Here is a 25589-nt window from a genome sequence, read left to right as displayed (position 1 = left end):
GAATGATGTCCGGCGGCGTCCTACTCTCCCACACCCTGGCGAGTGCAGTACCATCGGCGCTGAAGGGCTTAGCTTCCGGGTTCGGAATGGGACCGGGCGTTTCCCCTTCGCTATGACCGCCGTAACGTTGTCGAGTTGTCAAACGGGTTCCCGTTCGTCTCTCGGGAACCGCACAGTGGACGCGTAGCACATTGACTTGAATGAATGTGATGAAGTTGTCGGCTTATTAGTACCGGTCAGCTGCGAGGGTCTTTCGTCCCCTCTTCCACATCCGGCCTATCTACCCAGTGGTCTAGCTGGGAGCCTCTCGGGGATCAAGTCCCCATGGAAACCTCATCTTGAAGCAGGCTTCCCGCTTAGATGCTTTCAGCGGTTATCCCTTCCGAACGTAGCCAACCAGCCGTGCTCCTGGCGGAACAACTGGCACACCAGAGGTTCGTCCGTCCCGGTCCTCTCGTACTAGGGACAGCCCTTCTCAAGTTTCCTGCGCGCGCAGCGGATAGGGACCGAACTGTCTCACGACGTTCTAAACCCAGCTCGCGTACCGCTTTAATGGGCGAACAGCCCAACCCTTGGGACCTACTCCAGCCCCAGGATGCGACGAGCCGACATCGAGGTGCCAAACCATGCCGTCGATATGGACTCTTGGGCAAGATCAGCCTGTTATCCCCGGGGTACCTTTTATCCGTTGAGCGACGGCGCTTCCACAAGCCACCGCCGGATCACTAGTTCCGACTTTCGTCCCTGCTCGACCTGTCAGTCTCACAGTCAAGCTCCCTTGTGCACTTGCACTCGCCACCTGATTGCCAACCAGGCTGAGGGAACCTTTGAGCGCCTCCGTTACATTTTAGGAGGCAACCGCCCCAGTTAAACTACCCACCAGGCACTGTCCCTAGTCCGGATCACGGACCGAGGTTAGATATCCAGAGCGACCAGAGTGGTATTTCAACGTTGACTCCACCGACACTGGCGTGCCGGCTTCACAGTCTCCCACCTATCCTACACAAGCCGCACCGAACACCAATACCAAGCTATAGTAAAGGTCCCGGGGTCTTTCCGTCCTGCTGCGCGTAACGAGCATCTTTACTCGTAGTGCAATTTCGCCGAGTTCGCGGTTGAGACAGCGGAGAAGTCGTTACGCCATTCGTGCAGGTCGGAACTTACCCGACAAGGAATTTCGCTACCTTAGGATGGTTATAGTTACCACCGCCGTTTACTGGGGCTTAAATTCTGAGCTTCGCCTTGCGGCTGACCCGTCCTCTTAACCTTCCAGCACCGGGCAGGCGTCAGTCCGTATACATCGTCTTGCGACTTCGCACGGACCTGTGTTTTTAGTAAACAGTCGCTTCTCCCTGGTCTCTGCGGCCCTTCACGCTCCCCGAGCAAGTCGGTTCACGCTTCAGGCCCCCCTTCTCCCGAAGTTACGGGGGCATTTTGCCGAGTTCCTTAACCACGATTCTCTCGATCGCCTTAGTATTCTCTACCTGACCACCTGAGTCGGTTTGGGGTACGGGCGGCTAGAACCTCGCGTCGAGGCTTTTCTTGGCAGCATAGGATCATCGATTTCCCGCATACGCGGTACCTGTCAGCTCTCAGGCTTCATGAGGTGCGGATTTGCCTACACCTCGCCCTACAACCTTAGACGTGGACTACCATCGCCACGCTCGACTACCTTCCTGCGTCACCCCTGTTAATACGCTTACCTACTACCGGTTCGGGTCACGCGCTCCACACCACGGTGTCCCCGAAGGGACGATGCGGTGCTTCGGGCGTTTAGCATCACCGGGCTCGGTATGGGCGGTTCTTCGCCGGTACGGGAATATCAACCCGTTGTCCATCGACTACGCCTGTCGGCCTCGCCTTAGGTCCCGACTTACCCAGGGCGGATTAGCCTGGCCCTGGAACCCTTGGTCATTCGGCGGACGGGTTTCTCACCCGTCTTTCGCTACTCATGCCTGCATTCTCACTCGTGTGGCGTCCACCGCTGGGTTACCCCGCGACTTCACTCGCCACACGACGCTCCCCTACCCATCCACACGCCTGAACCACGAAGGCTTAGCGCTTGTGTGAATGCCACAGCTTCGGCGGTATACTTGAGCCCCGCTACATTGTCGGCGCGGAATCACTTGACCAGTGAGCTATTACGCACTCTTTCAAGGGTGGCTGCTTCTAAGCCAACCTCCTGGTTGTCTGTGCAACTCCACATCCTTTCCCACTTAGCATACGCTTAGGGGCCTTAGCTGGTGGTCTGGGCTGTTTCCCTCTCGACTACGGAGCTTATCCCCCGCAGTCTCACTGCCACGCTCTGGCTTACCGGCATTCGGAGTTTGGCTAACGTCAGTAACCTGGTGGGGCCCATCGGCTATCCAGTAGCTCTACCTCCGGCAAGAAACACGTGACGCTGCACCTAAATGCATTTCGGGGAGAACCAGCTATCACGGAGTTTGATTGGCCTTTCACCCCTAACCACAGGTCATCCCCCAGGTTTTCAACCCTGGTGGGTTCGGTCCTCCACGCGGTCTTACCCGCGCTTCAACCTGCCCATGGCTAGATCACTCCGCTTCGGGTCTAGAGCACGCGACTGAGACGCCCTATTCGGACTCGCTTTCGCTACGGCTTCCCCACACGGGTTAACCTCGCCACGTACCACTAACTCGCAGGCTCATTCTTCAAAAGGCACGCTGTCACCCCTGCTAGGGAGGCTCCAACGGATTGTAGGCACACGGTTTCAGGTACTATTTCACTCCCCTCCCGGGGTACTTTTCACCTTTCCCTCACGGTACTTGTCCGCTATCGGTCACTAGGTAGTATTTAGGCTTACACAGTGGTCTGTGCAGATTCACTCCAGGTTTCTCGGGCCCGGAGCTACTTGGGATCCCCTTCGGGAGGCCACGCCATTTCGTCTACGGGGGTCACACCCTCTGTGCCGGGCCTTTCAATGCCCTTCGACTATGACGCGACTTTCTGACTCCCTGTCGGATCGGCAGATCCAACGGAAAGGTCCCACAACCCCGTGCACGCAACGCCTGCCGGCTTGAACACGTACACGGTTTGGCCTGATCCGCTTTCGCTCGCCACTACTCACGGAATATCTCTTCCTGGCGGTACTGAGATGTTTCACTTCCCGCCGTTCCCTCCACACACCCTATATATTCAGGTGCGGGTCACACGACATGACTCGTGCGGGGTTTCCCCATTCGGACATCCTCGGATCACGGTTCGTTTGCCAACTCCCCGAGGCTTATCGCAGGCTACAACGTCCTTCTTCGGCTCCTAGTGCCAAGGCATCCACCCTGTGCCCTTATAAACTTGACCACAAAGATCATTCAAAAAGATGCTCGCGTCCACTGTGCAGTTCTCAAGCTACGACCGGTTCTGAGCACCCTCACCCCAGCGCCTACCCACCCCAAACCCTCGCGGGGTTCGTGGYAGGCGGTTCACCGAGCGGTACCAGCCCGCAGTCCCTCGCASCCWCCCCACACCCWCAGGTGCAGACCGCGTGCGTAGCGACCCCGAGACAACAACCTTCCGGCTGTTCCCTCAGGACCCAACAGCGTGCCCAGCCGACCCCCTCCCTGGCAGCTCACCGTTCCCACCCGAACCCCGAAAGGTTGCGGCGTACTAGGCGCCACCAGCTCGAAAGCCGGCCACAGTCGATGTTCCACCCTCGAGCACCGTCCCCCACTCGTTCGGCAGGGACAACGGGCCTGGACACCACTCACACCCCCATGACAGGGACGCGGGATGCCAGATGCTCCTTAGAAAGGAGGTGATCCAGCCGCACCTTCCGGTACGGCTACCTTGTTACGACTTAGTCCCAATCGCCAGTCCCACCTTCGACAGCTCCCTCCACAAGGGTTGGGCCACCGGCTTCGGGTGTTACCGACTTTCGTGACTTGACGGGCGGTGTGTACAAGGCCCGGGAACGTATTCACCGCAGCGTTGCTGATCTGCGATTACTAGCGACTCCGACTTCATGGGGTCGAGTTGCAGACCCCAATCCGAACTGAGACCGGCTTTTTGGGATTCGCTCCACCTCGCGGTATCGCAGCCCTTTGTACCGGCCATTGTAGCATGCGTGAAGCCCAAGACATAAGGGGCATGATGATTTGACGTCATCCCCACCTTCCTCCGAGTTGACCCCGGCAGTCTCCCATGAGTCCCCGGCATAACCCGCTGGCAACATGGGACGAGGGTTGCGCTCGTTGCGGGACTTAACCCAACATCTCACGACACGAGCTGACGACAACCATGCACCACCTGTACACCGACCTTGCGGGGAGCACATCTCTGCACTTTTCCGGTGTATGTCAAGCCTTGGTAAGGTTCTTCGCGTTGCATCGAATTAATCCGCATGCTCCGCCGCTTGTGCGGGCCCCCGTCAATTTCTTTGAGTTTTAGCCTTGCGGCCGTACTCCCCAGGCGGGGCACTTAATGCGTTTGCTGCGGCACGGAACTCGTGGAATGAGCCCCACACCTAGTGCCCAACGTTTACGGCATGGACTACCAGGGTATCTAATCCTGTTCGCTCCCCATGCTTTCGCTCCTCAGCGTCAGTTGCGGCCCAGTGACCTGCCTTCGCCATCGGTGTTCCTCCTGATATCTGCGCATTCCACCGCTACACCAGGAATTCCAGTCACCCCTACCGCACTCTAGTCTGCCCGTACCCACTGCAAGCCCAAGGTTGAGCCTTAGGTTTTCACAGCAGACGCGACAAACCGCCTACGAGCTCTTTACGCCCAATAATTCCGGACAACGCTTGCGCCCTACGTATTACCGCGGCTGCTGGCACGTAGTTAGCCGGCGCTTCTTCTGCAGGTACCGTCACTTGCGCTTCTTCCCTGCTGAAAGAGGTTTACAACCCGAAGGCCGTCATCCCTCACGCGGCGTCGCTGCATCAGGCTTGCGCCCATTGTGCAATATTCCCCACTGCTGCCTCCCGTAGGAGTCTGGGCCGTGTCTCAGTCCCAGTGTGGCCGGTCGCCCTCTCAGGCCGGCTACCCGTCGTCGCCTTGGTGGGCCACTACCCCACCAACAAGCTGATAGGCCGCGAGCCCATCCCTCACCGATAAATCTTTCCAGACGCGACACATGCGTGTACGTCTCATATCCGGTATTAGCCACCGTTTCCCGTGGTTATCCCAGAGTGAAGGGCAGGTTGCTCACGTGTTACTCACCCGTTCGCCACTGATCAGACCAGCAAGCTGGTCATCACCGTTCGACTTGCATGTGTTAAGCACGCCGCCAGCGTTCGTCCTGAGCCAGAATCAAACTCTCCGTAAATGTCAACTGGCACCACACCACCAAAGCAGCATGGCAACCGACAAAACGAAACAGCCAACCGGTTCAACCCGGCCGACCAATCAGATTCGGCTGTTCGGGCACCGCCCTTCCACGGAGGTGAAAGAAACGACACCCATCTCAACCAAGACCCACCACCATCAACACCCCAGACCGCCGGCCCAGAACATCTCAGATAGCGAGCCATATGGCATCGACTATTTGGCACACTGTTGAGTTCTCAAGGAACAGACGCGCATCCTTCCAGGTCCTTCAACCTGTCCGGAGGCAACCGTTCTAACTTAGCGGAGTGGACCCTCCCCGTCAAACTCCCTCTGCGAGGCAGTTCATCGAGTTGAGGAGTCCGAGCTCCGGTCCCGGACGCTAACAGTGACCGGCGATGTGATCGCCGGTCGGAGCTTCCGGGGGGTGTCATCCGGGGGACCAGCCATCGAGGTTCAATCCTCGGTGTCCGTTCCTCCCTGCCGGGCGACATCGAGAACAGTACGCAGCGACTGCCCTGAGGGCAAATCAGCGCCGGGTGACGCGGGTCACCACGCCTTCCTAGCCGCTGACCTGCACAAACGTCTGCCGGCGCCCTGAGTCATCGCTGCGGCGCACTCGAAAGTTCTCGGCTGACGCGAGGAACGGGCTCGGCTCTCGCTCGGCGTTCGGCTCAGTAGAGGGCGCTCGCCATGGCGCGGCGGGCCGCCACCACGCGCGGATCGTCGGCGCCGATGACCTCGAACAGGTCCACCAGGCGCAGGCGCAGCCGTTCGCGGTCCGGGCCGAAGGTCACGCGGAGCGCGTCGATGAGTCGGCTGAACGCGTCCTCGACCTTTCCGCCGAGGATGTCCAGGTCGGCTACCGCCAGCTGCGCGTCCAGGTCCTGGGGATCCGCGGCCGCTGCGGCGCGTGCCGCGTACAGGTCGGCGTCGCGCGTGCGGTCGAGCAGCCCGACCTGAGCAAGACCGGCCCGGGCCAGCGCGTCGCGCGGGTCCTCCCTGATCGCCTGCTCGTACGCCGCGCGCGCCGCGTCCAGGTCGTCGCGCTCGATCGCGTCGTACGCCGCCTGGTGCAGAGGCGGCAGCTCCGGCTCGGGCTCGGGCGCGGGTTCTGCGTCGCGCGCGCCGGCCGGCGCGACCCGGCCCGTGATGCCGTTCGCCTCGGCCGCAGCGAGCACCTGGTCCAGGACCGCGCGCACCTGGTCGCGCGGGTACGCACCTTGGAACAGAGGCAACGGCTGGCCCGCGAGCACCGCGACGACCGTCGGCACCGACTGCGCCTGGAAGGCCTGAGCGATCTGCGGGTTGGCGTCGGCATCGATGCGCGCGAGGAGCCAACGGCCACCGTCCTCGTCGGCGAGCGCCGCGAGGTCTCCCGCGACCGTCGTGCTGACCTCGCTCCACGCCGCCCACAGGACGACCACGACCGGGTGGCTCGTCGAGCTCTGCACCAGCGCCGGGAACGACTCCTGGTCGACGTCCACGACGAAGGCCCCGGGAGCGGGCAGTCCGCCGGGCGAACCGGGGGGCGGCGTGGCCGGACGTGCGAGCGAAGACAGGTCGACCGCGCCGCGCGCATCGAGCCGTGGGCGAGGTCCGGTGGGCTGGGACATGCGAGGTGGTCCTTCGTGCGAGGTCGGGTACAGGTCGTGCGTGCTGAGACACAGACTGCCGGAAATATCAGTCGGCAGTCGCCTTGGTGACTGCGTGCTCCGCAGCGAGCACCTGCATCAGCGCCGTGCCGCCCGCCGGGGGCACGTACATGATCACGACGTCGGTGAACGTGCGGACGAAGCTGCCCGCGGCAGTCGTCTTGCCCGTGAGAGCCGCGTAGAAGGGATCGAAGGCCGGGATCGTGCCGCCGGCGGTGAGCTGGACCGTCGACACGGTGGTCAGCTGGCTGACGACGATCGCGCCACCGTCGACGGTCGCCAACGACGTCAGCGGTTCGGGTGCCGGCGTGTAGGTCTCCGTCACGGTGCCCGCACTCCCCACCCCGGCCACCGTCGCCGCCCGGGCGGCCTCGATCCCGGTCCGGAGGGCGTCGGGGGCGAACGCCGCGGCATACTGCGATGCGGCTCCGTTCGCCAGCACGTCGGCGTACTGCACGAACGCGTCGGTCGGCGTCGCCACGAGGCCCGTGGCATCGGGGGCGACCACCGCGCTGCCCGTGCCGGGGGCTGCGGTCGCGGGCATCTGGATGCCCTGGCCCATGCGTCCCCAGCCCCACAGGTGGTACTGGTCGCGCGGTGCCGACTGCAGGAGCACGAGGATGCGCGGGGCCTGCAGGTCGTCAGGCTGCTCGGTGACCACGAGCTGCGTCCGCGGCCACGTGTCGGTCTGCGGGAGGATCAGGGCCTGTTCCTGGGTCGGGATGAGCGTCGGAGGCTTCGCGTTCGCGGTCGCCTTGGCCCGGACGTACTCCGCCGATCGGATCTCGAGGGCCGGTCCCGAGACGCGGGGCGCCAGGAGTGCTGCATCGAGCGTCTCGTCGCCGGCCGCCAGCACCTCGCCCAGGTCGTTCAGGACGTTGTCCGACTGCGAGATCGTCGTCGCTGCCGGCGCGACCGCCGGAACCGGCGCCGGCGCCGGCTGCGGCAGAGGTGTGGCGCACGCTCCGAGGCTCACCACGGCAAGGACCGCGAGGACGGCGACGCGGCGACGTGGGTGGCGGATCATCGACCGTCCTCCGGCTCGTCGTTGCTCGGCTCGGAATCGGCCTGAGGCTGCGTCTGGTCCTCCTCGATGGGCGGGAGTCCCCAGGCGCGCCGCCAGGCGTCGGCCCGCGATCCCCCCGCGGCAGGTTCCTGCGCCGCGGCTGGTGACGACGTGTTCAGCCATGCCGGTCGACCCGCGTGAGGGTCGGCCTCGGGTGTCTGCGCGCCATTGGGCGTCGGAGCAGTCACCGTCGCCCAGCCCGACGCTCCTCGTGCGCCGGCGCCAGCCGAGGGTCCGGACGGCTGGGGCGGCGCCTGCGGCTTCTCTTCGGGTGGCACGTTCGGTGAGGGGTGCGGCGCCCAACCCACGGTCGACTTCGGACCTGCGGGCGGCGTCGACCCGGCGGGCGACTTCGGACCTGCGGCCGGCGTCGACCCGGCGGGCGGAGTCGACCCGGCGGGCGGAGTCGACCCGGCGGGCGGAGTCGACCCGGCGGACGGAGTCGACCCGGCGGACGGGTTCGAGGAAGACGACGCACCCGGCCTGCCAGTGGCAGCGGCGCCTGCGGCGGCGCCGACAGAAGCGGCGCCGCCTGACGAGGCACCGCCTGATGCAGCACCGCCCGCGGCGGTCGCGGACGGTCCCCCGGCGCTGAGCCACGACGGACGGCCGTGCGCACCGGCGTCGGCACCGGGCGGAACAGGCGTCGTGCCGGACTCTGATCCGCTCGTCGGGACCGCCGACGCGGCGCCGGTCGTTGGCCCCGGCGGTGTCGGCGTCCAGCCGGCGCCGGGTGCCCCGACGGGTGCAGCGGGCGAACCGGCGCGGACCGCACTGACGGGCACTGCGCCCGTGGGCGACGTCTGCGTCGACGCCCCGCGCAACGCGCGCCGGCTGGTGGGCTGCGCTCCGACGGGCGTCGTCGCCGTCTGGACCTCGGACGCGGCCAAGGGTGGCGGGACCTGGGGAACCTGGCCGGTCCGGGGACGGGCTGCCTTCGCGGCGGCCGCCTCGCGGAGCTGGCGGCGGGTGAGGACCGGGATCTCGTCGACGTCCCCGGCCAGGACGGTCGGGATGGTGCCGGTCGTGACCGGGTGCCACTCCTCGTCGAGACCGAGCCGGGAGCGACGCAGGTCTCGGAACAGGAGCCAGCCGGACAGCAGCACGAGCAGGAGTCCGACGACGACCGCCGGCCAGAGCCACGGCGTCGTGACGACCCGCGGCCACGCCAGCGTCAGGTTCGGCGCGGACTCGCCCGTGCTCACTGCGATGAGGCTCCAGCGGCCTTCCTGCTGCGGCCACTCGAGCGTCGCCGAGCCCTTGCCGGTCGCCTGGGCGACCCACAGGTCCGATCCGGCGGGGTCCGCGGTGGTCGCGGTGTCCGCCTGTGCGTCGGCGTCCGTGCTCGCCGACGGCGCGGGCGTGGGCGCCGCGGCAGGCGACTCCGTCCCGGTGGCGGTCGGCTCGGGTGCGGTGTCCTCGACACCGGTGACGGCCAGCTCGTGCCACTCCGCCAGCCCGGTCACCTGTCCGTAGGCGTCGGTGCCTATCCAGCCCTCGACGTCGGTGTCGCGGCCGATGGCCAGCGTCACCTGTCCGTCGCCGGGCACCGTGATGTGCGCCGTCACCGGATCGCCACCGAGCTCCAGCACGCCTGGTGCCGTCACCAGTGTGTGCTGTCCGCCCGACGTCCCGGCGACGAGCACGTCGTCGGCCCTCCACACCGTCGCCGAGGCCACGCCGAGACCGATGACGACCAGTCCGACGACGCCGACGGCGGCGATGATCAGTCGCTTCACCACGCAGGATCCTCCAGGGACGAGAAGCCCCAGGATAGGCAGAGCAGCACGTCACGGCCGAACCGGGGCGGTTCGGACGCCCACGCGTGCAGCGTAGGGCGCATGACGGAGCCCCGGACGCTGACACCCGACGAGGGAAGACGCGTATCCTTTGCGCGGGCTCCGGTTGTCACAGAGCGTCTCGACCGAGGCGGCTTCCACGGAGTCACAGTGCCCAGGAGGATCGCTCGTGCCCGACGCCCGGACCCCCTTCCCCGTCGTCAGCTTCCGCGGATACGAACGCGAAGCCGTCGACAGCCGCATCACCGCCCTCGAGAAGGCCCTCGCCGACGCCCGCGCCCAGGTCGAGCAGCTCGACGGGCGCGCCATGCAGGTCGCAGGCGAGCTCTCCGAGGCGCACCGCCAGCTCCGCGAGGCCGAGCGGCCCACCTACTCCGGGCTCGGCTCGCGGATCGAGCAGCTGCTGCGGTCGGCCGAGGAGCAGTCGTCGGACGTCGTCACGCAGGCGAACGCCCAGGCCGCCGACGCCCTTGCCCGGGCCAAGCTGTCGTCGGGCCAGCTGCGCGCGCGCGCCGAGAACGAGGTCGGCGAGCTGATCGCGACCGCTCGCCGCGAGGCGGAAGAGGTGCGGACGACGGCCACGTCGGAGGCAGAGAGCACGCTGCTCGCCGCACAGCGGCGTGCCGAGGAGCTCGTCGGCTCCGCCGAGCGCGAGGCCGCACGCATCCAGAGCGCGACCACGACCGAGGAGAGCGAGCGCCGCAGCTCCCTGGAGCGCGAGCTCGGCACCCTGCGGGCGAGCGTCGAGCACGAGGCCACCCAGCTGCGGATCGCGACCGAGCAGACCGCGAGCGAGCTCCGCGCGCGCAGCGAGGCCGAGACGACCGCGCAGCGCGAAGAGGCCGAGCACTACGCGCAGGACCTGCGCCAGAGCGCTGACGCCGACACCACCGAGCTGCGGCAGCGCGTCGAGACCGAGCTGGCCAGCCAGCGCACCGAGGTCGACCGGTATGTGGCGCAGCAGCGTTCCGACGCCGCCGCCGAGGTTGCCGCCCTGCGTCAGCGGGCCGCCGAGGAGGTCACGTCGCTGCGCGTGCAGACGCAGGAGTACGCGGACGGCGTGCGCGCCGCAGCCGAGCGCGACGCCGCGGCGCTCCAGCAGCGCGTCGGTGCCGAGGTCGCAGCGCTGCGCGTCGAGGCCGAGCAGTACGCCGCGTTCGTGCGGGCACAGGCCGAGCGCGAGACCGGCGAGCTCCGTGCCGCGGCCGCCGACGAGCTGGGTGCACTCCGCTCGGAGACCCAGCAGGCCGTCGTGGCGCTGCGGGGCGACGCCGAGCGGTACGCCGCCGACCTGCGCGCGACCGCCGAGCGGGAGACCACCGAGCTGCGCGAGCGGACCGCCCAGGAGACGAGCCACCTGCGCGACGTCACGGCGCGCGAGGCGGCCGAGCTGACCGAGGTCACCGGACGGGAGACCGCCGAGCTGCGCGCCACGACCGACCGGGAGACGGCCGAGCTGCGTGAGCGCACCCGCCTGGAGACGGAGCGCGTGCTCACCGAGGCACGTCGGTCTGCCGCGGAGCTCACCAGCACGGCCAAGACGACGGCGGACGAGCTGGCGCGCGGGGCCGAGCAGAAGCTGGCCGAGGCCGAGCTCTCGATCGCGTCGCGTCGCGAGGCCGCCGAGCGCGAGGACGCTGAGCGGCACGAGACCGCCCGTGGGGAGACCGAGCGGCTCGTGCGCGATGCGGAGGCGCACGCCGCCGAGGCCGAGCAGCGCGTCGCCAAGGCGCTCGCGCAGGGCGACAAGGTGCGCACCGACGCTGAGACGCACGCCAAGGAGCTGCTCTCCAACGCACGCAAGAACGCCGACCGGGTGGTCGCGGAGGCCCGCGAGCACGCCGAGAAGCAGATCTCTGACGCCATGATCGAGTCGGAGCGCGAGCGGACGTCCGCCACGCGGCAGGTCGAGGACCTGAACCGCCAGCGCGAGTCGATCACCTCCTACCTCGACGAGCTCCGCAACCTGCTCGGGCACAACCCGGACCGCGCGACGCTCGACCGCGCCACGCGCGCCGAGGCGGAGTTCGAGAAGGAGCAGAAGAAGGGTGCGCCGGTGAGCAAGGGCGCCGCCAAGGACGAGAAGCCGGACGCCGGCGCGAAGCCCGCGCGGCCGGCGGCGGCCCGTCCGTCGAAGTCCCGGCCGGCGCCGGTCTCCGCGGCCACCGCGGGAGCTGCGGTACCTTCTGTGCCAGCGCAGGGAGGACCCTCCGAAGACGCATCGCCCGACCAGGTGACCGCGGAGGTGACGTCCGACGTGTCGCACGAGTCCGAGACGCAGGACCCCCAGACTGCTGGCAAGGACGACGCACCCGCGCCGACGCACTGAACGCGCAACGCGGCGCGATCACGAGACCGGAGACTGACAGTTGCCCGACGAGAGCGCCCAAAATCCTGGCAAGCCCGCAGATGACGCGGCGGCCAAGTGGCGTGAACAGCAGCGGGCGACCGCCACGGCGCACGCCGACCTGCTCGCCAACCGCCAGCGTGCCGAGTCGGCCGCAGCCCACGAGCAGATCGTCGCGTTCCTGCGGCGCGTGCAGAGGTTCGGTCCGCAGCCGGTCGAGCTCCGCGCGCACAGCTACGAGGGCCGGACCCGGTACAGGACGCCGCTGACCGGCTGGTACCTGCGTCTGGACGAGACGATCGCGATCGACACCGAGGGGAACTTCTACATCCTCACGGTGCCCGGAAGTCTCTCGGCGCGGTTCAAGGGCGTGGCGCCGGAGCCCTCGGAACCGACGCTCGTGCTCGGCGCAGGCGGCAAGGACGGCGAGTCGATCGACCTGAGCGTGGCGTTGGCGCGGCTGCTAGGGAAGTAGCTCGCTCAGGGCTTCCGCGACGGCAGCGGGGTCCTCGATCGCGGTCAGGTGCCCCGCGTGCGGCACGACGACGAGTCGCGCGTGCTTCGCCACGGACACGAGATGCTCTGCCGCGGCGACCGGCGTCACCGTGTCCTCGTCGCCCACGACGACCCGGACCGGGCCGTCGAACGCCCGCAGGACCTCGGTACGGTCCGGGCGGGCGGCCATCGCGCGCTGGCACCACGCCACCGCAGCGGGGGTCTGCTCGCCGATCCAGCCGTCCACGACCGCGGTGACGCCGGGTCGGAGCGTGCGGGTGGTCTCCCCCAGCAGCACGCCGCTCATGGGGCGCACCGGGTCCACGGTCCCGCTCGCCTCGGCCTCGTCGGCGATGCGGAGCCGGTTGGCGTAGGCCTCGGGGGCGTCGGCGGTCGACTTCGTGTCGATGAGGGCGAGGCCCGCCACGAGGTCCGGGTGCCGCTCGAGCAGCGCGAGCGCTACGTAGCCGCCCATCGACAGCCCACCGACGACGACCCGCTCGGCACCCGCGGAGCGGACCTGGGCGGCGACGGCGTCCGCCGCGACCTCGAGCGACGGCTCCTGCTCGAGCTGCGGCAGGTCCGGCGTGAGGACCTCGGAGAAGCCCGTGACCAGGGCCTTCGTCGCGTCCCACATGCGGTGGTCGAGCGGGAACGCGTGCAGCAGCACGAGCGTGGTCATGCGGTCGCCTCCACGGTGTCGCCGGCCCACCGGACGGGCAGCGGGAGCGGGTGGTCGGGCAGGACGTGGCCGACGATCTCGTCGAGCACCCGTCGTACGGCGGACTCCCCCACCCACAGGTGCTTGGCGCCGTCGACGCCGATCACCTCGGCCTGCGGGACGCGGGCGAACCGTCGACGCGCCTCGTCGGGACGCAGGTAGTCGTCGTGCTCCGGGACCAGCACGACCAGCGGCTTGCCGAACGCTGCCCAGGCGTCGAGGTCCGCGTCGCTCGCGCGGTGCAACGGCGGGGAGAGCAGGATCGCGCCCTCGATCGCGGGGTCGCGCCCGTGCATGAGGACGAGCTCGGTGCCGAACGACCAGCCGACCAGCCAGGGCCGCGGCAGGTCGTGGAACTCGACGAACTCGATCGCGGCGGCGACGTCGAACTGCTCGGCCACGCCCCCGTCGAAGGCTCCCCCGCTCGTTCCCCGCGGACTCGTCGTGCCGCGGGTGTTGAACCGGAGCACGGCGAGGTCCGCCATCGCGGGCAGCCGCCAGGCGGCCTTGCGGTAGACGTGCGAGTCCATGTACCCGCCGTGCGTGGGGAGCGGGTGGAGCGTCACCAGCGTCGCGACCGGTGGGCGATCCTGCGGTACGGCGAGCTCGCCGACGAGCGTCAGCCCGTCCGCCGTGTGCAGCTCGACGTCCTCGCGGTGCGCGGGCAGGACGGTCAAGGACCGAATCGGGTGGCCGGTGCCGTCTGGGCTCATGGAGGTGCTCATCGGCACGAGCCTATTGCCGGTTCGGCAACACGGTGCCGGTGGGCACGGCCGCGGACGGCAAGATGCTCGACATGAGCCACGACCAGCACGAGCCGATCCTGTACACCCCCGAGTTCTGGGACGCGAGGTACTCCTCCGCCGAGCGCATCTGGAGCGGCAACCCGAACCCGCAGCTGGTGTCGGTCGTCTCCGACCTGACCCCCGGGACCGCGCTGGACGTCGGGTCGGGCGAGGGCGCCGACGCCATCTGGCTCGCGTCGCGCGGCTGGACCGTGACGGCGGCCGACATCTCGCAGGTCGCGCTCGACCGCGCCGCCGCGATCGCGGGCTCGCTGCCGATCAGCTGGGAGCTCACGGACGTCCTGGACTGGGAGCCCGGCGCCGAGCGGTACGACCTGGTGTCCGCGCAGTTCATGCACCTGCCGCCCGCCGAGCTCGTCGACCTGCACCGCCGGCTCGCCGACGCCGTCCGGCCCGGGGGGATGCTGCTCGTCGTCGGCCACCACCCGTCCGACCACGGCGCGACGACGATCCAGCGTCCCGACCGCGCGGAGCTGCTGTTCACGGCGGAGGACGTCGGCGTGACGCTCGATCCGGCGACGTGGGACGTCACCGCGTCCTCGCCGACCCGCACGGTCGTCGGGGAGGACGGTCAGCCGGTCGAGATCCGGGACGCCGTGCTGGTCGCGGTCCGACGGCCGGTGAGCTCGACGGCGTAGTCGAGCACGTCCGCCGGTCCGTCGGCCACGTTGGACGCGCAGCGGTGGCTGGTCGCGGCCAGGACGGTGGGGTGCGCGTTGGCGACCGCGAACGACGCGCCCGCCCAGGTGAGCATCGAGAGGTCGTTCGGGGCATCGCCCATGGCCCACACCTCGGCCGCGGCGATCCCCCGGTCCGCCGCCCAACGCTCCAGGGTGGCCGACTTGGTGACGCCTGGCCCCGAGATCTCGCCGAGCCCCGACGCTCCCGAGTCGGCGGCGATCGCGAGCTCCCCGATCACCGCGGACAGGTCGTCGGCGAAGGTGTCGAGCGGCCGGACCGGGCTGCGGACGAGGAGCTTGAGGGTCGACCCGGCCAGCACGTCCTCGATGCGGTCGGCGGTGGGGCTGAGGTCCGGGACGGGGTGGGTCGAGTCGAATCCCGTCTCGTGCGCGAACCCGCGCACGGTCTCGGTGGCGAACACCGCGTCCGACCACGCTGCGCGGATGCGTCCGGCGAGGGTCGCGACGAGGTCGACGGGCATGCCGTGCTCGGCGAGGACCGCGCGGGTCGCGACGTCGATCACGGCCGCACCGTTCGCGCAGATGGCGACCCCGTGGCCCGCGACGTGCTCGGCGATCACGTCGAGCCAGCGCGGCGGCCGGGCGGTCACGAACACGACCTCGATGCCGGCGTCGGCAGCGTCCCGCAGGGCCGCCGCGGTGCGGGCGGACACCGTGCCGTCGTCGCACAGGAGGGTGCCGTCGAGATCCGTGGCGATCAGGCGCGGCGGGACGAGACGCGGGGTGATCATCGGCGCGAGGGTCCGCGTCGGTCCCGGGCCTGCCAGCAGGAGGTGTGCCAGTGGCGGCGGTCGTCGACAGCCTCACCGAACAGCCCGTCCGTGCGCCACGCGACGACGTGCGCCGTCCCGGCAGCCAGCAGCTGGTCACACCCCGGGCAGCGGTACTCGCGGTCGGCGCCGCGGACCTGCTGGACGGTCCACTCGCCGTCGGCAGCGCTCTCGGCGCGGCGTCCGGCCGTCACGCGGTCGAGGTCGAGCTCGACGTGCTCAGCGCCGTACGGCCGCTTCGTCGATCGTCGTCCCACCGCTCCATCCTCCCCCAAGAACGCGGACGTCCGAGCAGGGGCGGCTGGTGTCGCGCGCTCGTGCTCGGACGGAGGGGCCGGACGTCCGCACTCGGAGGGCTCCCGGCCTCGCGAGTGCGGACGTCACGGGTACTTCAGAGGTGGACGTCCTGGGAGGGCACCGCATTGGTCGCGATCAGCTCGCGGTACCAGTGGCCGGAATCCTTGACGGTGCGCTCGAGCGTGTCGTAGTCGACGCGCACGACACCGAAGCGCTTCGAGTAGCCGTACGACCACTCGAAGTTGTCCATGAGCGACCAGACGAAGTACCCGCGGACGTCGGCGCCCCGCTCGATGGCCTCGCCGACCGCGTCGATGTGGTCGTGCAGGTAGGCCACACGGTCGGCGTCGTGCACCCGACCGTCGGGCGTGAGCTCGTCGTCGAACGCGGCGCCGTTCTCGGTGATCGCGAGCGGGAGGTCCGGGTAGCGCTCGTGCATCTCGAGCAGCAGGTCGACCAGGCCCTGGGGCTCGATGTTCCAGCCCATCGCGGTGTGGGGACCGGGCTGCGGGAGGAACTCGACGTTCGCCGCACCGACCCACGGGCTGTGGGGCGACGAGCGGTGGCCGTCCGGGCCGGGTCCGCCGTCGCCGACCTCGGGCGTGCCCCACCGGACCCGACCCGTCGAGTAGTAGTTGATGCCGAGGAGGGCGAGCGGCACCTGGATGATGTCGAGGTCCTCGTCCTGCACGAACGACCAGTCGGTCAGGTGCTCGGTGTCGGCGAAGACCTCCTTCGGGTACTCGCCGTCGAGCATGGGGCGCAGGAAGACCTCGTTGGCGATGGTGTCGACGAGGCGCTTGGCCTCGAGGTCCGCCGGCGCGTCGGTCGCCGCACGCGTCACGTGCAGGTTGAGCGTCACGGAGATCGGGGTCTCGGCGCCCAGGACGTCCTTGATGGCGCGCCCGGCCAGGCCGTGCGCGAGGTTCAGGTGGTGGACGGCGGCGAGCGCGGCGACGTCGTCGGTCCGGCCCGGAGCGTGCACGCCCGAGGCGTAGCCCAGGTACGCCGAGCACCACGGCTCGTTCAGGGTGGTCCACAGGTAGATGCGGTCGCCCAGCACCTCGGCCATCTTGCGCGCGTACTCGCCGAAGTGGACGGCGGTCTGCCGGTTGGTCCAGCCGCCCTCGTCCTCGAGCGCCTGCGGCAGGTCCCAGTGGTAGAGCGTGGCGACCGGCTTGATCCCCGCTGCGACCAGGCGGTCCACGAGGTCGGAGTAGAAGTCGATCCCGGCCTGGTTGTACTCGCCGGAGCCCGTGGGCTGCACCCGGGACCACGAGATGGAGAACCGGTAGGCCTGCAGACCGAGCTCGCTCATCATCGCGACGTCCTGCGGGACGCGGTGGAAGTGGTCGACGGCGACGTCGCCCGTGTCACCGTCGGAGACCTTCCCGGGCGTGTGCGAGAACGTGTCCCAGATCGACGGGGCGCGCCCGCCCTCGTCCGCGGCACCCTCGATCTGGTAGGACGCGGTGGCCGAGCCCCACAGGAAGTCGGTGGGGAACGGGCGGCCGGACGGTCGCGGGGTGCTCATGTGCGGTCCTTCGAGTAGGGCGGGCATATCTGTGCGCGGCTGATCTGGATCGGTGACTGGCGTGGATCGCGACGTCTTCGTCTGCGCGTTCCGGGTACGCCGTCGGCCACCTGCTGCGTCGAAACGTTACGATACGACAAGTGGGAGCGCTCCCGCAACGGGTTGCCCCGCTGCGGGTGCCACCCTCACAGCGCGAGCTCGAGCACCTCCCGGCCATCGACCACGTCGACGAGCAGACCCGACTCCTCGATCTGCACGCGCCACGGCCCGACCGCGTTGCGCACGGTCACGCGGACCTCGTCCGCCTCACGCGTGACGACGAACGTCGTCGGCTCGCCGCCGTCCGGCGACGGGACGACCGTCTGCGATCGGTGGCCGTCGGCGAGCTCGAAGAGCCGCAACGTCACCCCGTCGGCCCACGCGTAGTCGGGACGGTCGGAGCGCGAGCCCACCGGAAGCACCGTGTCCGGGCGGACGTAGAGCGGCAGCGACAGGAAGTCGTGCGACTCGCGCACCCAACGCGGTCCGGTGACCTGCTCGCCCGTGAGCAGCGAGGTCCACACGCCCTCGGGCACGTAGACGTCGACCTCACCGTCGGTTGTGAAGACGGGCGCCACCAGAAGGCTCTCGCCCAGCATGTACTGCGTCGCTACGGTGGCCGCGCCGGGGTCGTCGGGGAACTCCAGGACCATCGGCCGCATGACCGGCAGCCCCTGCTCGTGCGCGTCCTGGCCGAGCCGCCCGACGTACGGCATGAGGGACAGCTTGAGCCGCGTGAACGCGCGGGAGACGTCCACGGCCTCCTCGTCGAACGCCCACGGGACGCGGTAGGAGTCGGAGCCGTGCAGCCGGCTGTGCGACGAGAGCAGCCCGAACGGCAGCCAGCGCTTGAACACCGCGGCGTCGGGCGTGCCCTCGAAGCCACCGATGTCGTGGCTCCAGAACCCGAACCCCGACGACGCCAGCGACAGCCCGCCGCGCAGGGACTCGGCCATCGCGACGAACGTCGACTCGCAGTCGCCGCCCCAGTGCACGGGGAACTGCTGGCCGCCCGCGGTCGCGGACCGCGCGAACAGGACGGCCTCGCCCTCACCCCGCTCGGCCTCCAGCACGTCGAACACCGCGCGGTTGTAGAGGTGCGTGTAGTAGTTGTGCATCCGCATCGGGTCCGAGCCGTCGTGCCAGACGACGTCGGTGGGGATCCGCTCGCCGAAGTCGGTCTTGAAGGCGTCGACCCCCTGCCCCATGAGGTGGCGCAGGTGGCCCTGGTACCAGGCGACCGCGGCGGGGTTCGTGAAGTCGACCAGCGCCATGCCCGCCTGCCAGTCGTCGGTCTGCCAGACCGAGCCGTCGGCGCGCTTCACCAGGAAGCCGCCCTCGCGCCCTTCGTCGAAGAGCCTGGACCGCTGTGCGATGTACGGGTTGATCCAGACGCAGACCTTGAGGCCCTTGGCGTGCAGGCGTGAGAGCAGCCCCTCGGGGTCCGGGAAGGTCGCCGGGTCCCACGTGAAGTCGGTCCAGTGGAACGCCCGCATCCAGAAGCAGTCGAAGTGGAAGACGCTGAGCGGCAGGCCGCGCTCGGCCATGCCGTCCACGAACGACATGACCGTGGCCTCGTCGTACTGCGTGGTGAACGACGTGGACAGCCAGAGGCCGTACGACCAGGCGGGCACGCGTGCCGGTCGGCCGGTCAGGGCCGTGTACCGGCTCAGCACCTCCTTCGGCGAGGGGCCGTGGATCACGTAGTACTGCAGCGTCTGCCCCGGTACGGAGAACTGCGTGCGCGACACCGCCTCGGAGCCCACCTCGAACGAGACGCGGCCCGGGTCGTCGACGAAGACGCCGTAGCCCGCGTTCGACAGGTAGAACGGGACGTTCTTGTACGCCTGCTCGGAGGAGGTGCCTCCGTCCGCGTTCCACACGTCGATGGACTGGCCGTTCTTGACGAACGGACCGAACCTCTCGCCGAGCCCGTAGATCTGCTCGCTGACCCCGAGGCTGAGCTGCTCGTGCACGTAGGCGTCGCCGCCCTTGTCGGTGACGACGCCGATGCTGCGCGTGGTCGAGGACGTCAGGACGCGGCCCTCGGCCTCGAAGTCGACGTTCCACGACCCGGTCGTCGCCACACGAGCGGTGAGACCGCCGGACGTGAGCGAGGCGACCGTCCCGTCGGAGACGACCTTGACGTCGCTCGCGGTCTGCGCGACGGCGAACGCCGGGCCCCGGTCCACGCCGCCGGCGTGGTGCTCGATGCGGACCCCGATGACGTCCTCCATCGGGGACGTGAACGTCACGGTGACCAGAGGGCGGTTCAGGGTGTCGCCCCGCGAGACCAGGTGGGTCGTCGCGCTGTAGACCGTCAGGGTGTCCTCGCCCACGACCACGTCAGCGATGCTGCGCGGTCGCAGCACCTCGACGCCGGGAAGGAGCTGCCAGTAGCCGTCGGTGAACTTCATGTGTCGATGCCCTTACTTGACCGAGCCGGCGGTGACGCCGCGGGTCAGGGTGCGCTGGAAGATCAGGAAGAAGAGGACCGCGGGGATCAGGGAGACGAGTGCGCCCGCGTTGGTCGTGGGGGCGTCCATCATCCGGTCGCCCTGCAGCGAGGCGAGCGCGACCGGGATGGTCTGGGTGTCGTTCGTCGTCAGCATCACCAGCGGGATGAAGAACTCGTTCCACGTCCAGATGAAGAAGAAGATCATCAGGACGGAGAGCGTCGGTCGGACGACCGGGAAGACGACCTTCCACAGCACGTCCCAGCGGCTCGCGCCGTCCAGGGCGGCGGCCTCGAGCAGCGCCTTCGGGAACGTGCCCAGCACGGAGGCCAGGAGATAGGTCCCGAACGCCGACTGGATGACGGTGAAGATGATGATCACCGACCACGGGGAGTTCGACAGGCCGACCTCGTTCGCCATCGTGAACAGCGGGTAGATCAGCGCTTCCTGGGGAAGCATCGTCGCGAGCAGGAACAGGGACACGACCCAGAGCCGACCCTTGACCCGCCCGATGCCGATCGCGTAGGCGTTGAGCAGGGACAGGAGCGTCCCGAAGATGGCCACCGCGGTCGAGATCCAGATGGAGTTGAGCAGCTTCTGCGGGAAGTCCACGCGCTCCCAGAACGTCGTGAGGCCCTTGGTGTAGAACTCGGCGGGCCAGCTCAGCGGGCCGTTCTGCGAGTAGTCCAGGGGCGACTTGAACGCGTTGAGCACCATGATGATGAACGGCAGCAGGATGGCCAGCGCCACCAGGACTGCCCCAGCCAGCACGACCCATCGCGCCGCGCCGCGCCGGTGCCGAGCACCGGACACGGGAGTGGTGAGCACCTCGGTGGCCATCAGCTGACACCTTCCTTGCGCTCGCTGCGCGCTTGCGCGGCGAGGATCAGCCCGGCGGCGACGACGATGACGAGGGTGAGCACGTTGGCGACCGCCGCCCCGTAGCCGACCTTCGACTTGTCGAAGAAGTTCAGGTACGAGTAGTAGCTGGGCACCAGGGTCGAGCCCTCGGGGCCGCCTCGCGTCAGCACGTAGATGGGTCCGAAGACCTTGAGCGCGGCCACCGTGCACGTGAGCACGACGACGAACGTCTCAGGCTTGATCTGCGGGATGGTGATGGCCCGGAACCGGCGCCACCAGCCGGCGCCGTCGAGCTCGGCCGCCTCGTACAGCTCCGGGTCGACGCGCTGCAGGGCGGACATGAAGATCACCACCGGGTAGCCGATCTGCACCCAGACCAGGACCAGCATCACGGTCGGCATCGCGGTCGTCGGTGAGCCGAGCCAGTTGGGCGGGTTCTCGACGCCCAGCGAGCGCAGCACCTCGTTCAGCGCGCCGGTCTGGGCGTTCAGGATCCAGTTCCACAGCACACCCGCGACGGCGACCGGGAGGATCTGCGGCAGGTAGTAGCTGGCGCGCAGGACCGAGGCCGAGCGGGACCCGAACTTCTTGCCCAGGTAGTCGAACAGCACCGCGGCCAGCAGCAGCCCGATGAACGTGGGCACGATCACCATCGCGACGATCATCGAGATCGAGTTGCGGAACGACGTCCAGAACTGCTCGTCGTGGAGCAGCGCCGTGTAGTTGTCCAGGCCGACCCACTGGTGCGGGGCCATGCCGCCCTTCCACTTCTGGAAGCTGTAGACGATGTTCGTCGCGAACGGGATGCCGATCACGATGATGAACAAGATCGCGCCAGGTGCGAGGTAGGGAAGGTACGCCACCCACCTCGGGCGCTTCTTGCGTCGCGTCGCAGGTGGGGTCGCCGCCGGCGTGGCGGCGGTCGTGCGGGTGTCGAGAGCCTCGGTGCTCATGGGGTCCGTCCTCCGTGGGGCTGGATCCGGCGGCCCGGGTGGAACCGTGCTGTTCCACCCGGGCGCGGCGGTCAGGAGCCGAGCAGGTCGGCCTTGCCGGACTCGTACGCGTCCTTGAGGCCGTCGAGGACCTCGTCGGGCGACTTCGACTGGTTGACCAGCGACTGCAGCTGGCTGACGATCACGTCGTAGAAGCCCGCGACGGGCCAGTCGGGGTAGTACGCCAGGCCGTCGTCGGCCAGGATGTCCGCGAAGTTCTGGGTCATCTCGGCCGTCTTCGGGTCCGTGATCTTGCTCGGGTCACCGGCGACCGGCAGGCCACCCTTCTCGCCCAGCACGTCCTGCACCTCGGGGCGCAGCGTGATGTCGATGAAGTCCTCGGCGAGCGTCTTGGACTTCGCGTTCGTCGGGACCACCCAGATGTTGCCGGACGAGCCCGGGTGCAGCGTGTTCTCCGGGAACAGCGTCTGAGCCCAGTCGAACTGGATCTCCTCGGCGAGGCGGCCGAACCACCACGAGCCGGAGACCATGATCGGGTAGGTGCCGTTGATGAACGACACGCCCATGTCCTCGGCCGTCAGGCCCGCAGCGTCGGACGCGATGTAGCCCTTCTTGACCCACTCGTCGAGCTTCTCGGTGGCCTTGGTCATCGCGTCGCCGTGCCAGTCGAGGTCGTTCTTGAACAGCTGGTAGTCGTCGACGAGCGCACGGTCCCCGTAGTGCAGGACGAGCTCGTACCAGAGCTGACCGAGGGGGTACTCGGCGCCGGCCTCGGCGAGCGGCGTGACGCCGTTCTCCTTGAACGTGGCGAGTGCGGCCTCGAAGTCGTCGAACGTGGTCGGCACGTCGATGCCGTACTGCGCGAACAGGTCCTTGTTCAGGTAGACGCCGACGAACTCGCCGTAGTTGGGCACGCCGTACCAGTCGCCCGAGCCCATGAGCCCGTCCTCGCTGTACGTCGCCGTCGTGGCGAGCGATCCGCTGAGCGTCTTGTCCCAGCCCTTCTCCTTCGCCACGTCCGTCAGCGAGGTGAGCAGGCCCTGCGAGGCGAGCTGCCCGGCCGTCGCGTTGCCCTTGTTGTACTCCATGACGTCCGGCACGTCGTCGCCGGTGAGCACGATCTTGGCGTTCTTCTGGATCTGCTCGAAGGTCTGGTGCTCGACGTCGACCGTCACGTCGGGGTGCTCGGCCTCGAAGATCTCGATCGCCTTGTCCCACGCCTGGCCCATGGCCGAGTCCTCGGACTCGTAGTGCCAGACCGTGAGGGTGTCGGCGTCCGAGTCGCCGTCGCCGCTACCGCCACCGCCGCATGCGGTCAGTGCGATGGGGGCCAGGAGGGCGGCAGTTCCGACGGCCGCCCAACGCCGTGTGCTGATCTTCATCCGGGTTCTCCTCGTCGAGTGGATGTCGACCGGGTCTGGAACCCGATCGTCGAAGCGCTTCGATAAAGTAGCGCGCCGAATTAATCTTGTCTAGGGCCAGACATTCGGGATCTGGCAGGGCATCATGTGACCTGCGCGTCGAAGCGCTTCGCCAACTGCAACGGAACTGGGCACACGGCCGCTAGGGTTTCTCCCGGCTGGTCGGAGCACGAGGGACGGAGGGCACCGCGTTGACCACGATCGACGACGTCGCACGCGCGGCCGGAGTCTCGGTGTCCACGGTCTCCTACGCGCTCTCCGGCAAGAGGCCGATCTCTGCCTCGACGCGCGAACGCATCGAGCGTGCGGTCCAGGACCTCGGCTACCGCCCCCACGCGGGCGCCCGCGCTCTCGCGTCGCAGCGGACCAACGTGCTCGCGCTCATGGCGCCCCTGCGCGTCGCCGTCAACGTCGGCGTGATCATGCAGTTCGTGACGGGCGTGGTCACCCGTGCCCGCGACTTCGAGCACGACGTGCTGCTGCTGACGCAGGACGACCACGCCGGCGTCGAACGGGTCGCGGCCGGCTCGATGGTCGACGCCGTGATCATGATGGACGTCGAGGCCGAGGACCCACGGCTCCCGATCCTGCGCCGCCAGCGTCAGCCGGCGGTCCTCATCGGCCTGCCCCGCGACTCCGCCGGGCTGTCGTGCGTCGACCTCGACTTCGAGGCAGCCGGCCGGCAGGCCGTCGACCACCTCGTCGGACTCGGCCATCGCGAGGTCGCGCTGATCGGGTCACCACGCGTCGTCATGGACCGCCACACGACCTACGCCCAGCGCATGGTCGCCGGCTTCCGAGCCGAGACCGAGCGGCTGGGCGTCGCCGGCGTGTTCGAGCCCTGCGAGTCGTCCCACGCGGGGGCGGCCGAGGCGCTGGAACGCGTGCTCGAACGCCTCCCGAACGTGACCGGTCTCGTCGTGCACAACGAGGTGGCGCTGCCCGCGGTGCTCGCCGGCCTGCGCGAGCGGGGCATCCACGTGCCGCGCGACATGTCGGTCGTCGCGGTCTGCCCCGAGGACGTCGCCCTCGGTCAGACCCAGCAGCTGACGTCGATCGACATCCCCGCGACACGCATCGGCGGCGTCGCCGTCGAGATGGTGATGCGCCTGCTCGACCACGGCGACGAGATGGAGACCCGCCTGCTCGGCCCCGAGCTCACCGTGCGCGCGACGACCGACCGGGCCTCATAGCCACGCGCCTGCGCGCAGCACACGCACCGGGCGCAGGTCGTCGTCGGTCACGACGACGTCCGCGCGCCTGCCGGCGGCCAGAGCGCCGAGGTCCCGCCGGCCCAGGACGTCCGCAGGAACCGTCGCCGCGGCCAGGACGGCGTCCTCGAGCGGCACGCCCGCCGCCACCACGGTCCGCACGACGTCCAGCAGGTGAGCGGTCCCGCCCGCGATGGCACCGCCCTCGACTATCCGCGCGACGCCGCCGTCGACGTGGACCGCCATCGGGCCGAGCTGGTAGGAACCGTCGGGCATACCCGCGGCCGCCATCGCGTCCGTGACCAGCGCGATCGAGCCCGCGCCCAGCAGGTCGAAGACCGACAGCACGGTCGCGTCGGCCAGGTGCGTGCCGTCCGCGACCAGCTCGACGACGAGCTCACCGCGCGCTGCGGCGGCCAGGCTCGCCGCGACCGGTCCGGGATCCCGGTGGTGCAGAGGCCGCATCCCGTTGAACAGGTGCGTCGCGGTCAGCCGGCGGTTCGTCCTGGCCGCCAGGAGGTCGAACCCGCGGTCGACGGCCGCCTCGACCTGCTCCGCGGACGCGTCGGTGTGGCCGATCGACGGGATCACGCCCGCCTCGACGAGCGCCGGCAGCGCCTCGTCGGCCACGCCGGGCACCTCGGGGGCGATCGTCATCGTGACCAGGTGGCCCCGCGCGGCAGACTGCAGGTCCGCCACGAGCGACGCGTCGCCGACCTGCATGTCTGCCGGGTTCTGCGCCCCGCAGCGGTCCGCCGAGAGGAACGGCCCCTCGAGGTGGATCCCGACGATCTCGCCCGCGTCGGCAAGGTCCGCGAGCAGCGCGGTCCGCTCCAGCAGGACGTCTCGCGGAGCCGTGACCAACGACGCGACCAGGCTCGTGGTCCCGTGCCGCCGGTGCTCGTCGACGGCGACCTGGGCCGCTGCGGCGTCGAGGGCGTCCGGGAAGCTCGCTCCCCCGCCCCCGTGGCAGTGCAGGTCGACGAGGCCCGGCAGGAGCGTGTCGTCGGTCGGCTCTGGAAGCACCCACGCGGGAGGCAGCCCGTCCGACGGACCGACCCAGACGATCGTCGCATCGTCGACCACGACCGCTCCGTCGTCGACGATGCCTCGGGGGGTCACCAGGCGTCCGCGCAGGACGAGGGGCTCGTTCACGGGTCCATCCTGGCCCACCG

General features: G+C 68.8%; 17 protein-coding genes and 3 rRNA genes. 4 read left to right on the top strand and 16 right to left on the bottom strand.

The genetic code is table 11. From position 1 onward, the window contains the following. Positions 1-7: 7 nt before the first annotated feature. From rrf to AC1DPN_RS09990, 6 genes are all read right to left on the bottom strand, one after another. Positions 8-124, bottom strand: a 5S ribosomal RNA gene (gene rrf, locus AC1DPN_RS10015). A gap of 82 nt (positions 125-206) precedes the next feature. Then, a 23S ribosomal RNA gene (locus AC1DPN_RS10010) occupies positions 207-3315 on the bottom strand. A gap of 447 nt (positions 3316-3762) precedes the next feature. Beyond that, positions 3763-5283, bottom strand: a 16S ribosomal RNA gene (locus AC1DPN_RS10005). Together the 16S, 23S and 5S rRNA genes form the textbook arrangement of a ribosomal RNA operon. Before the next feature lie 673 nt (positions 5284-5956). Then, entirely contained in the window at positions 5957-6898 is a 942-nt protein-coding gene (locus AC1DPN_RS10000) for a co-chaperone YbbN (RefSeq protein WP_477084578.1), read from the bottom strand. A 67-nt stretch (positions 6899-6965) separates the two neighbouring features. After that, positions 6966-7964: a DUF8094 domain-containing protein gene (locus AC1DPN_RS09995; RefSeq protein ID WP_477084577.1), complete on the bottom strand. Its 999-nt coding sequence runs from the start codon at positions 7962-7964 to the stop codon at positions 6966-6968. Beyond that, a complete protein-coding gene (locus AC1DPN_RS09990; RefSeq protein WP_477084576.1) occupies positions 7961-9745 on the bottom strand; it encodes a hypothetical protein in 1785 nt (594 codons plus the stop codon). Before AC1DPN_RS09990 ends, AC1DPN_RS09995 begins: the two co-directional genes overlap by 4 nt. Positions 9746-9971: 226 nt before the next feature. Between AC1DPN_RS09990 and AC1DPN_RS09985 the strand changes: the two genes are divergently transcribed. Then, a complete protein-coding gene (locus AC1DPN_RS09985) occupies positions 9972-12131 on the top strand; it encodes a coiled-coil domain-containing protein (protein ID WP_477084575.1) in 2160 nt (719 codons plus the stop codon). A 40-nt stretch (positions 12132-12171) separates the two neighbouring features. Beyond that, positions 12172-12624, top strand: coding sequence for a hypothetical protein (locus AC1DPN_RS09980; RefSeq protein WP_477084574.1), 453 nt, complete (start codon positions 12172-12174; stop codon positions 12622-12624). Here AC1DPN_RS09980 and AC1DPN_RS09975 read toward each other — a convergent pair. Next, positions 12613-13326: an alpha/beta fold hydrolase gene (locus AC1DPN_RS09975; RefSeq protein ID WP_477084573.1), complete on the bottom strand. Its 714-nt coding sequence runs from the start codon at positions 13324-13326 to the stop codon at positions 12613-12615. The two genes, AC1DPN_RS09980 and AC1DPN_RS09975, sit on opposite strands and share 12 nt — an antisense overlap. Then, positions 13323-14090: an alpha/beta hydrolase gene (locus AC1DPN_RS09970; protein ID WP_477084572.1), complete on the bottom strand. Its 768-nt coding sequence runs from the start codon at positions 14088-14090 to the stop codon at positions 13323-13325. Before AC1DPN_RS09970 ends, AC1DPN_RS09975 begins: the two co-directional genes overlap by 4 nt. A gap of 71 nt (positions 14091-14161) precedes the next feature. On the opposite strand from AC1DPN_RS09970, the gene AC1DPN_RS09965 reads away from it, so the two are divergent. After that, positions 14162-14809 (top strand): class I SAM-dependent methyltransferase, encoded by a 648-nt coding sequence (locus AC1DPN_RS09965; protein WP_477084571.1) that lies wholly within the window; start codon positions 14162-14164, stop codon positions 14807-14809. Here the strand turns inward: AC1DPN_RS09965 and AC1DPN_RS09960 are convergent. From AC1DPN_RS09960 to AC1DPN_RS09930, 7 genes are all read right to left on the bottom strand, one after another. After that, positions 14743-15603, bottom strand: coding sequence for an HAD hydrolase family protein (locus AC1DPN_RS09960; RefSeq protein ID WP_477084570.1), 861 nt, complete (start codon positions 15601-15603; stop codon positions 14743-14745). The two genes, AC1DPN_RS09965 and AC1DPN_RS09960, sit on opposite strands and share 67 nt — an antisense overlap. Beyond that, complete coding sequence (locus AC1DPN_RS09955; RefSeq protein WP_477084569.1) at positions 15600-15899, bottom strand: hypothetical protein; 300 nt, start codon at positions 15897-15899, stop codon at positions 15600-15602. Before AC1DPN_RS09955 ends, AC1DPN_RS09960 begins: the two co-directional genes overlap by 4 nt. 134 nt (positions 15900-16033) lie before the next feature. Then, positions 16034-17473 (bottom strand): glycoside hydrolase family 1 protein, encoded by a 1440-nt coding sequence (locus AC1DPN_RS09950; RefSeq protein WP_477084568.1) that lies wholly within the window; start codon positions 17471-17473, stop codon positions 16034-16036. A 185-nt stretch (positions 17474-17658) separates the two neighbouring features. Continuing rightward, positions 17659-19929, bottom strand: coding sequence for an alpha-xylosidase (yicI, locus tag AC1DPN_RS09945; protein ID WP_477084567.1), 2271 nt, complete (start codon positions 19927-19929; stop codon positions 17659-17661). Between the two features lie 12 nt (positions 19930-19941). Then, entirely contained in the window at positions 19942-20808 is an 867-nt protein-coding gene (locus AC1DPN_RS09940; protein ID WP_477084566.1) for a carbohydrate ABC transporter permease, read from the bottom strand. Next, positions 20808-21782: a carbohydrate ABC transporter permease gene (locus tag AC1DPN_RS09935; RefSeq protein ID WP_477084565.1), complete on the bottom strand. Its 975-nt coding sequence runs from the start codon at positions 21780-21782 to the stop codon at positions 20808-20810. Before AC1DPN_RS09935 ends, AC1DPN_RS09940 begins: the two co-directional genes overlap by 1 nt. A gap of 71 nt (positions 21783-21853) precedes the next feature. Then, entirely contained in the window at positions 21854-23164 is a 1311-nt protein-coding gene (locus AC1DPN_RS09930) for an ABC transporter substrate-binding protein (protein WP_477084564.1), read from the bottom strand. A 230-nt stretch (positions 23165-23394) separates the two neighbouring features. Here AC1DPN_RS09930 and AC1DPN_RS09925 point away from each other — a divergent pair, with 230 nt between their 5' ends. Continuing rightward, entirely contained in the window at positions 23395-24396 is a 1002-nt protein-coding gene (locus AC1DPN_RS09925) for a LacI family DNA-binding transcriptional regulator (RefSeq protein WP_477084563.1), read from the top strand. Here the strand turns inward: AC1DPN_RS09925 and AC1DPN_RS09920 are convergent. Then, a complete protein-coding gene (locus AC1DPN_RS09920; RefSeq protein WP_477084562.1) occupies positions 24391-25569 on the bottom strand; it encodes an N-acetylglucosamine-6-phosphate deacetylase in 1179 nt (392 codons plus the stop codon). The two genes, AC1DPN_RS09925 and AC1DPN_RS09920, sit on opposite strands and share 6 nt — an antisense overlap. Between the last annotated feature and the right edge of the window lie 20 nt (positions 25570-25589).

The sequence above is a fragment of the Cellulomonas sp. P4_H4 genome (genome assembly GCF_056400865.1).
The sequence above is the reverse complement of the archived record's forward strand: the minus strand, read 5'-3'. Positions and strand labels throughout refer to the sequence as shown.

Bases quoted from the DNA above. Each gene is read 5' to 3' on its own strand.
- AC1DPN_RS09975 (WP_477084573.1), bottom strand. From the start codon at position 13,326: ATGACCACGCTCGTGCTGCTGCACGCGTTCCCGCTCGACCACCGCATG.
- AC1DPN_RS09995 (WP_477084577.1), bottom strand. From the start codon at position 7,964: ATGATCCGCCACCCACGTCGCCGCGTCGCCGTCCTCGCGGTCCTTGCC.
- AC1DPN_RS10000 (WP_477084578.1), bottom strand. From the start codon at position 6,898: ATGTCCCAGCCCACCGGACCTCGCCCACGGCTCGATGCGCGCGGCGCG.
- AC1DPN_RS09950 (WP_477084568.1), bottom strand. From the start codon at position 17,473: ATGAGCACCCCGCGACCGTCCGGCCGCCCGTTCCCCACCGACTTCCTG.
- yicI (WP_477084567.1), bottom strand. From the start codon at position 19,929: ATGAAGTTCACCGACGGCTACTGGCAGCTCCTTCCCGGCGTCGAGGTG.
- AC1DPN_RS09930 (WP_477084564.1), bottom strand. From the start codon at position 23,164: ATGAAGATCAGCACACGGCGTTGGGCGGCCGTCGGAACTGCCGCCCTC.
- AC1DPN_RS09960 (WP_477084570.1), bottom strand. From the start codon at position 15,603: ATGATCACCCCGCGTCTCGTCCCGCCGCGCCTGATCGCCACGGATCTC.
- AC1DPN_RS09965 (WP_477084571.1), top strand. From the start codon at position 14,162: ATGAGCCACGACCAGCACGAGCCGATCCTGTACACCCCCGAGTTCTGG.
- AC1DPN_RS09935 (WP_477084565.1), bottom strand. From the start codon at position 21,782: ATGAGCACCGAGGCTCTCGACACCCGCACGACCGCCGCCACGCCGGCG.
- AC1DPN_RS09970 (WP_477084572.1), bottom strand. From the start codon at position 14,090: ATGAGCACCTCCATGAGCCCAGACGGCACCGGCCACCCGATTCGGTCC.
- AC1DPN_RS09940 (WP_477084566.1), bottom strand. From the start codon at position 20,808: ATGGCCACCGAGGTGCTCACCACTCCCGTGTCCGGTGCTCGGCACCGG.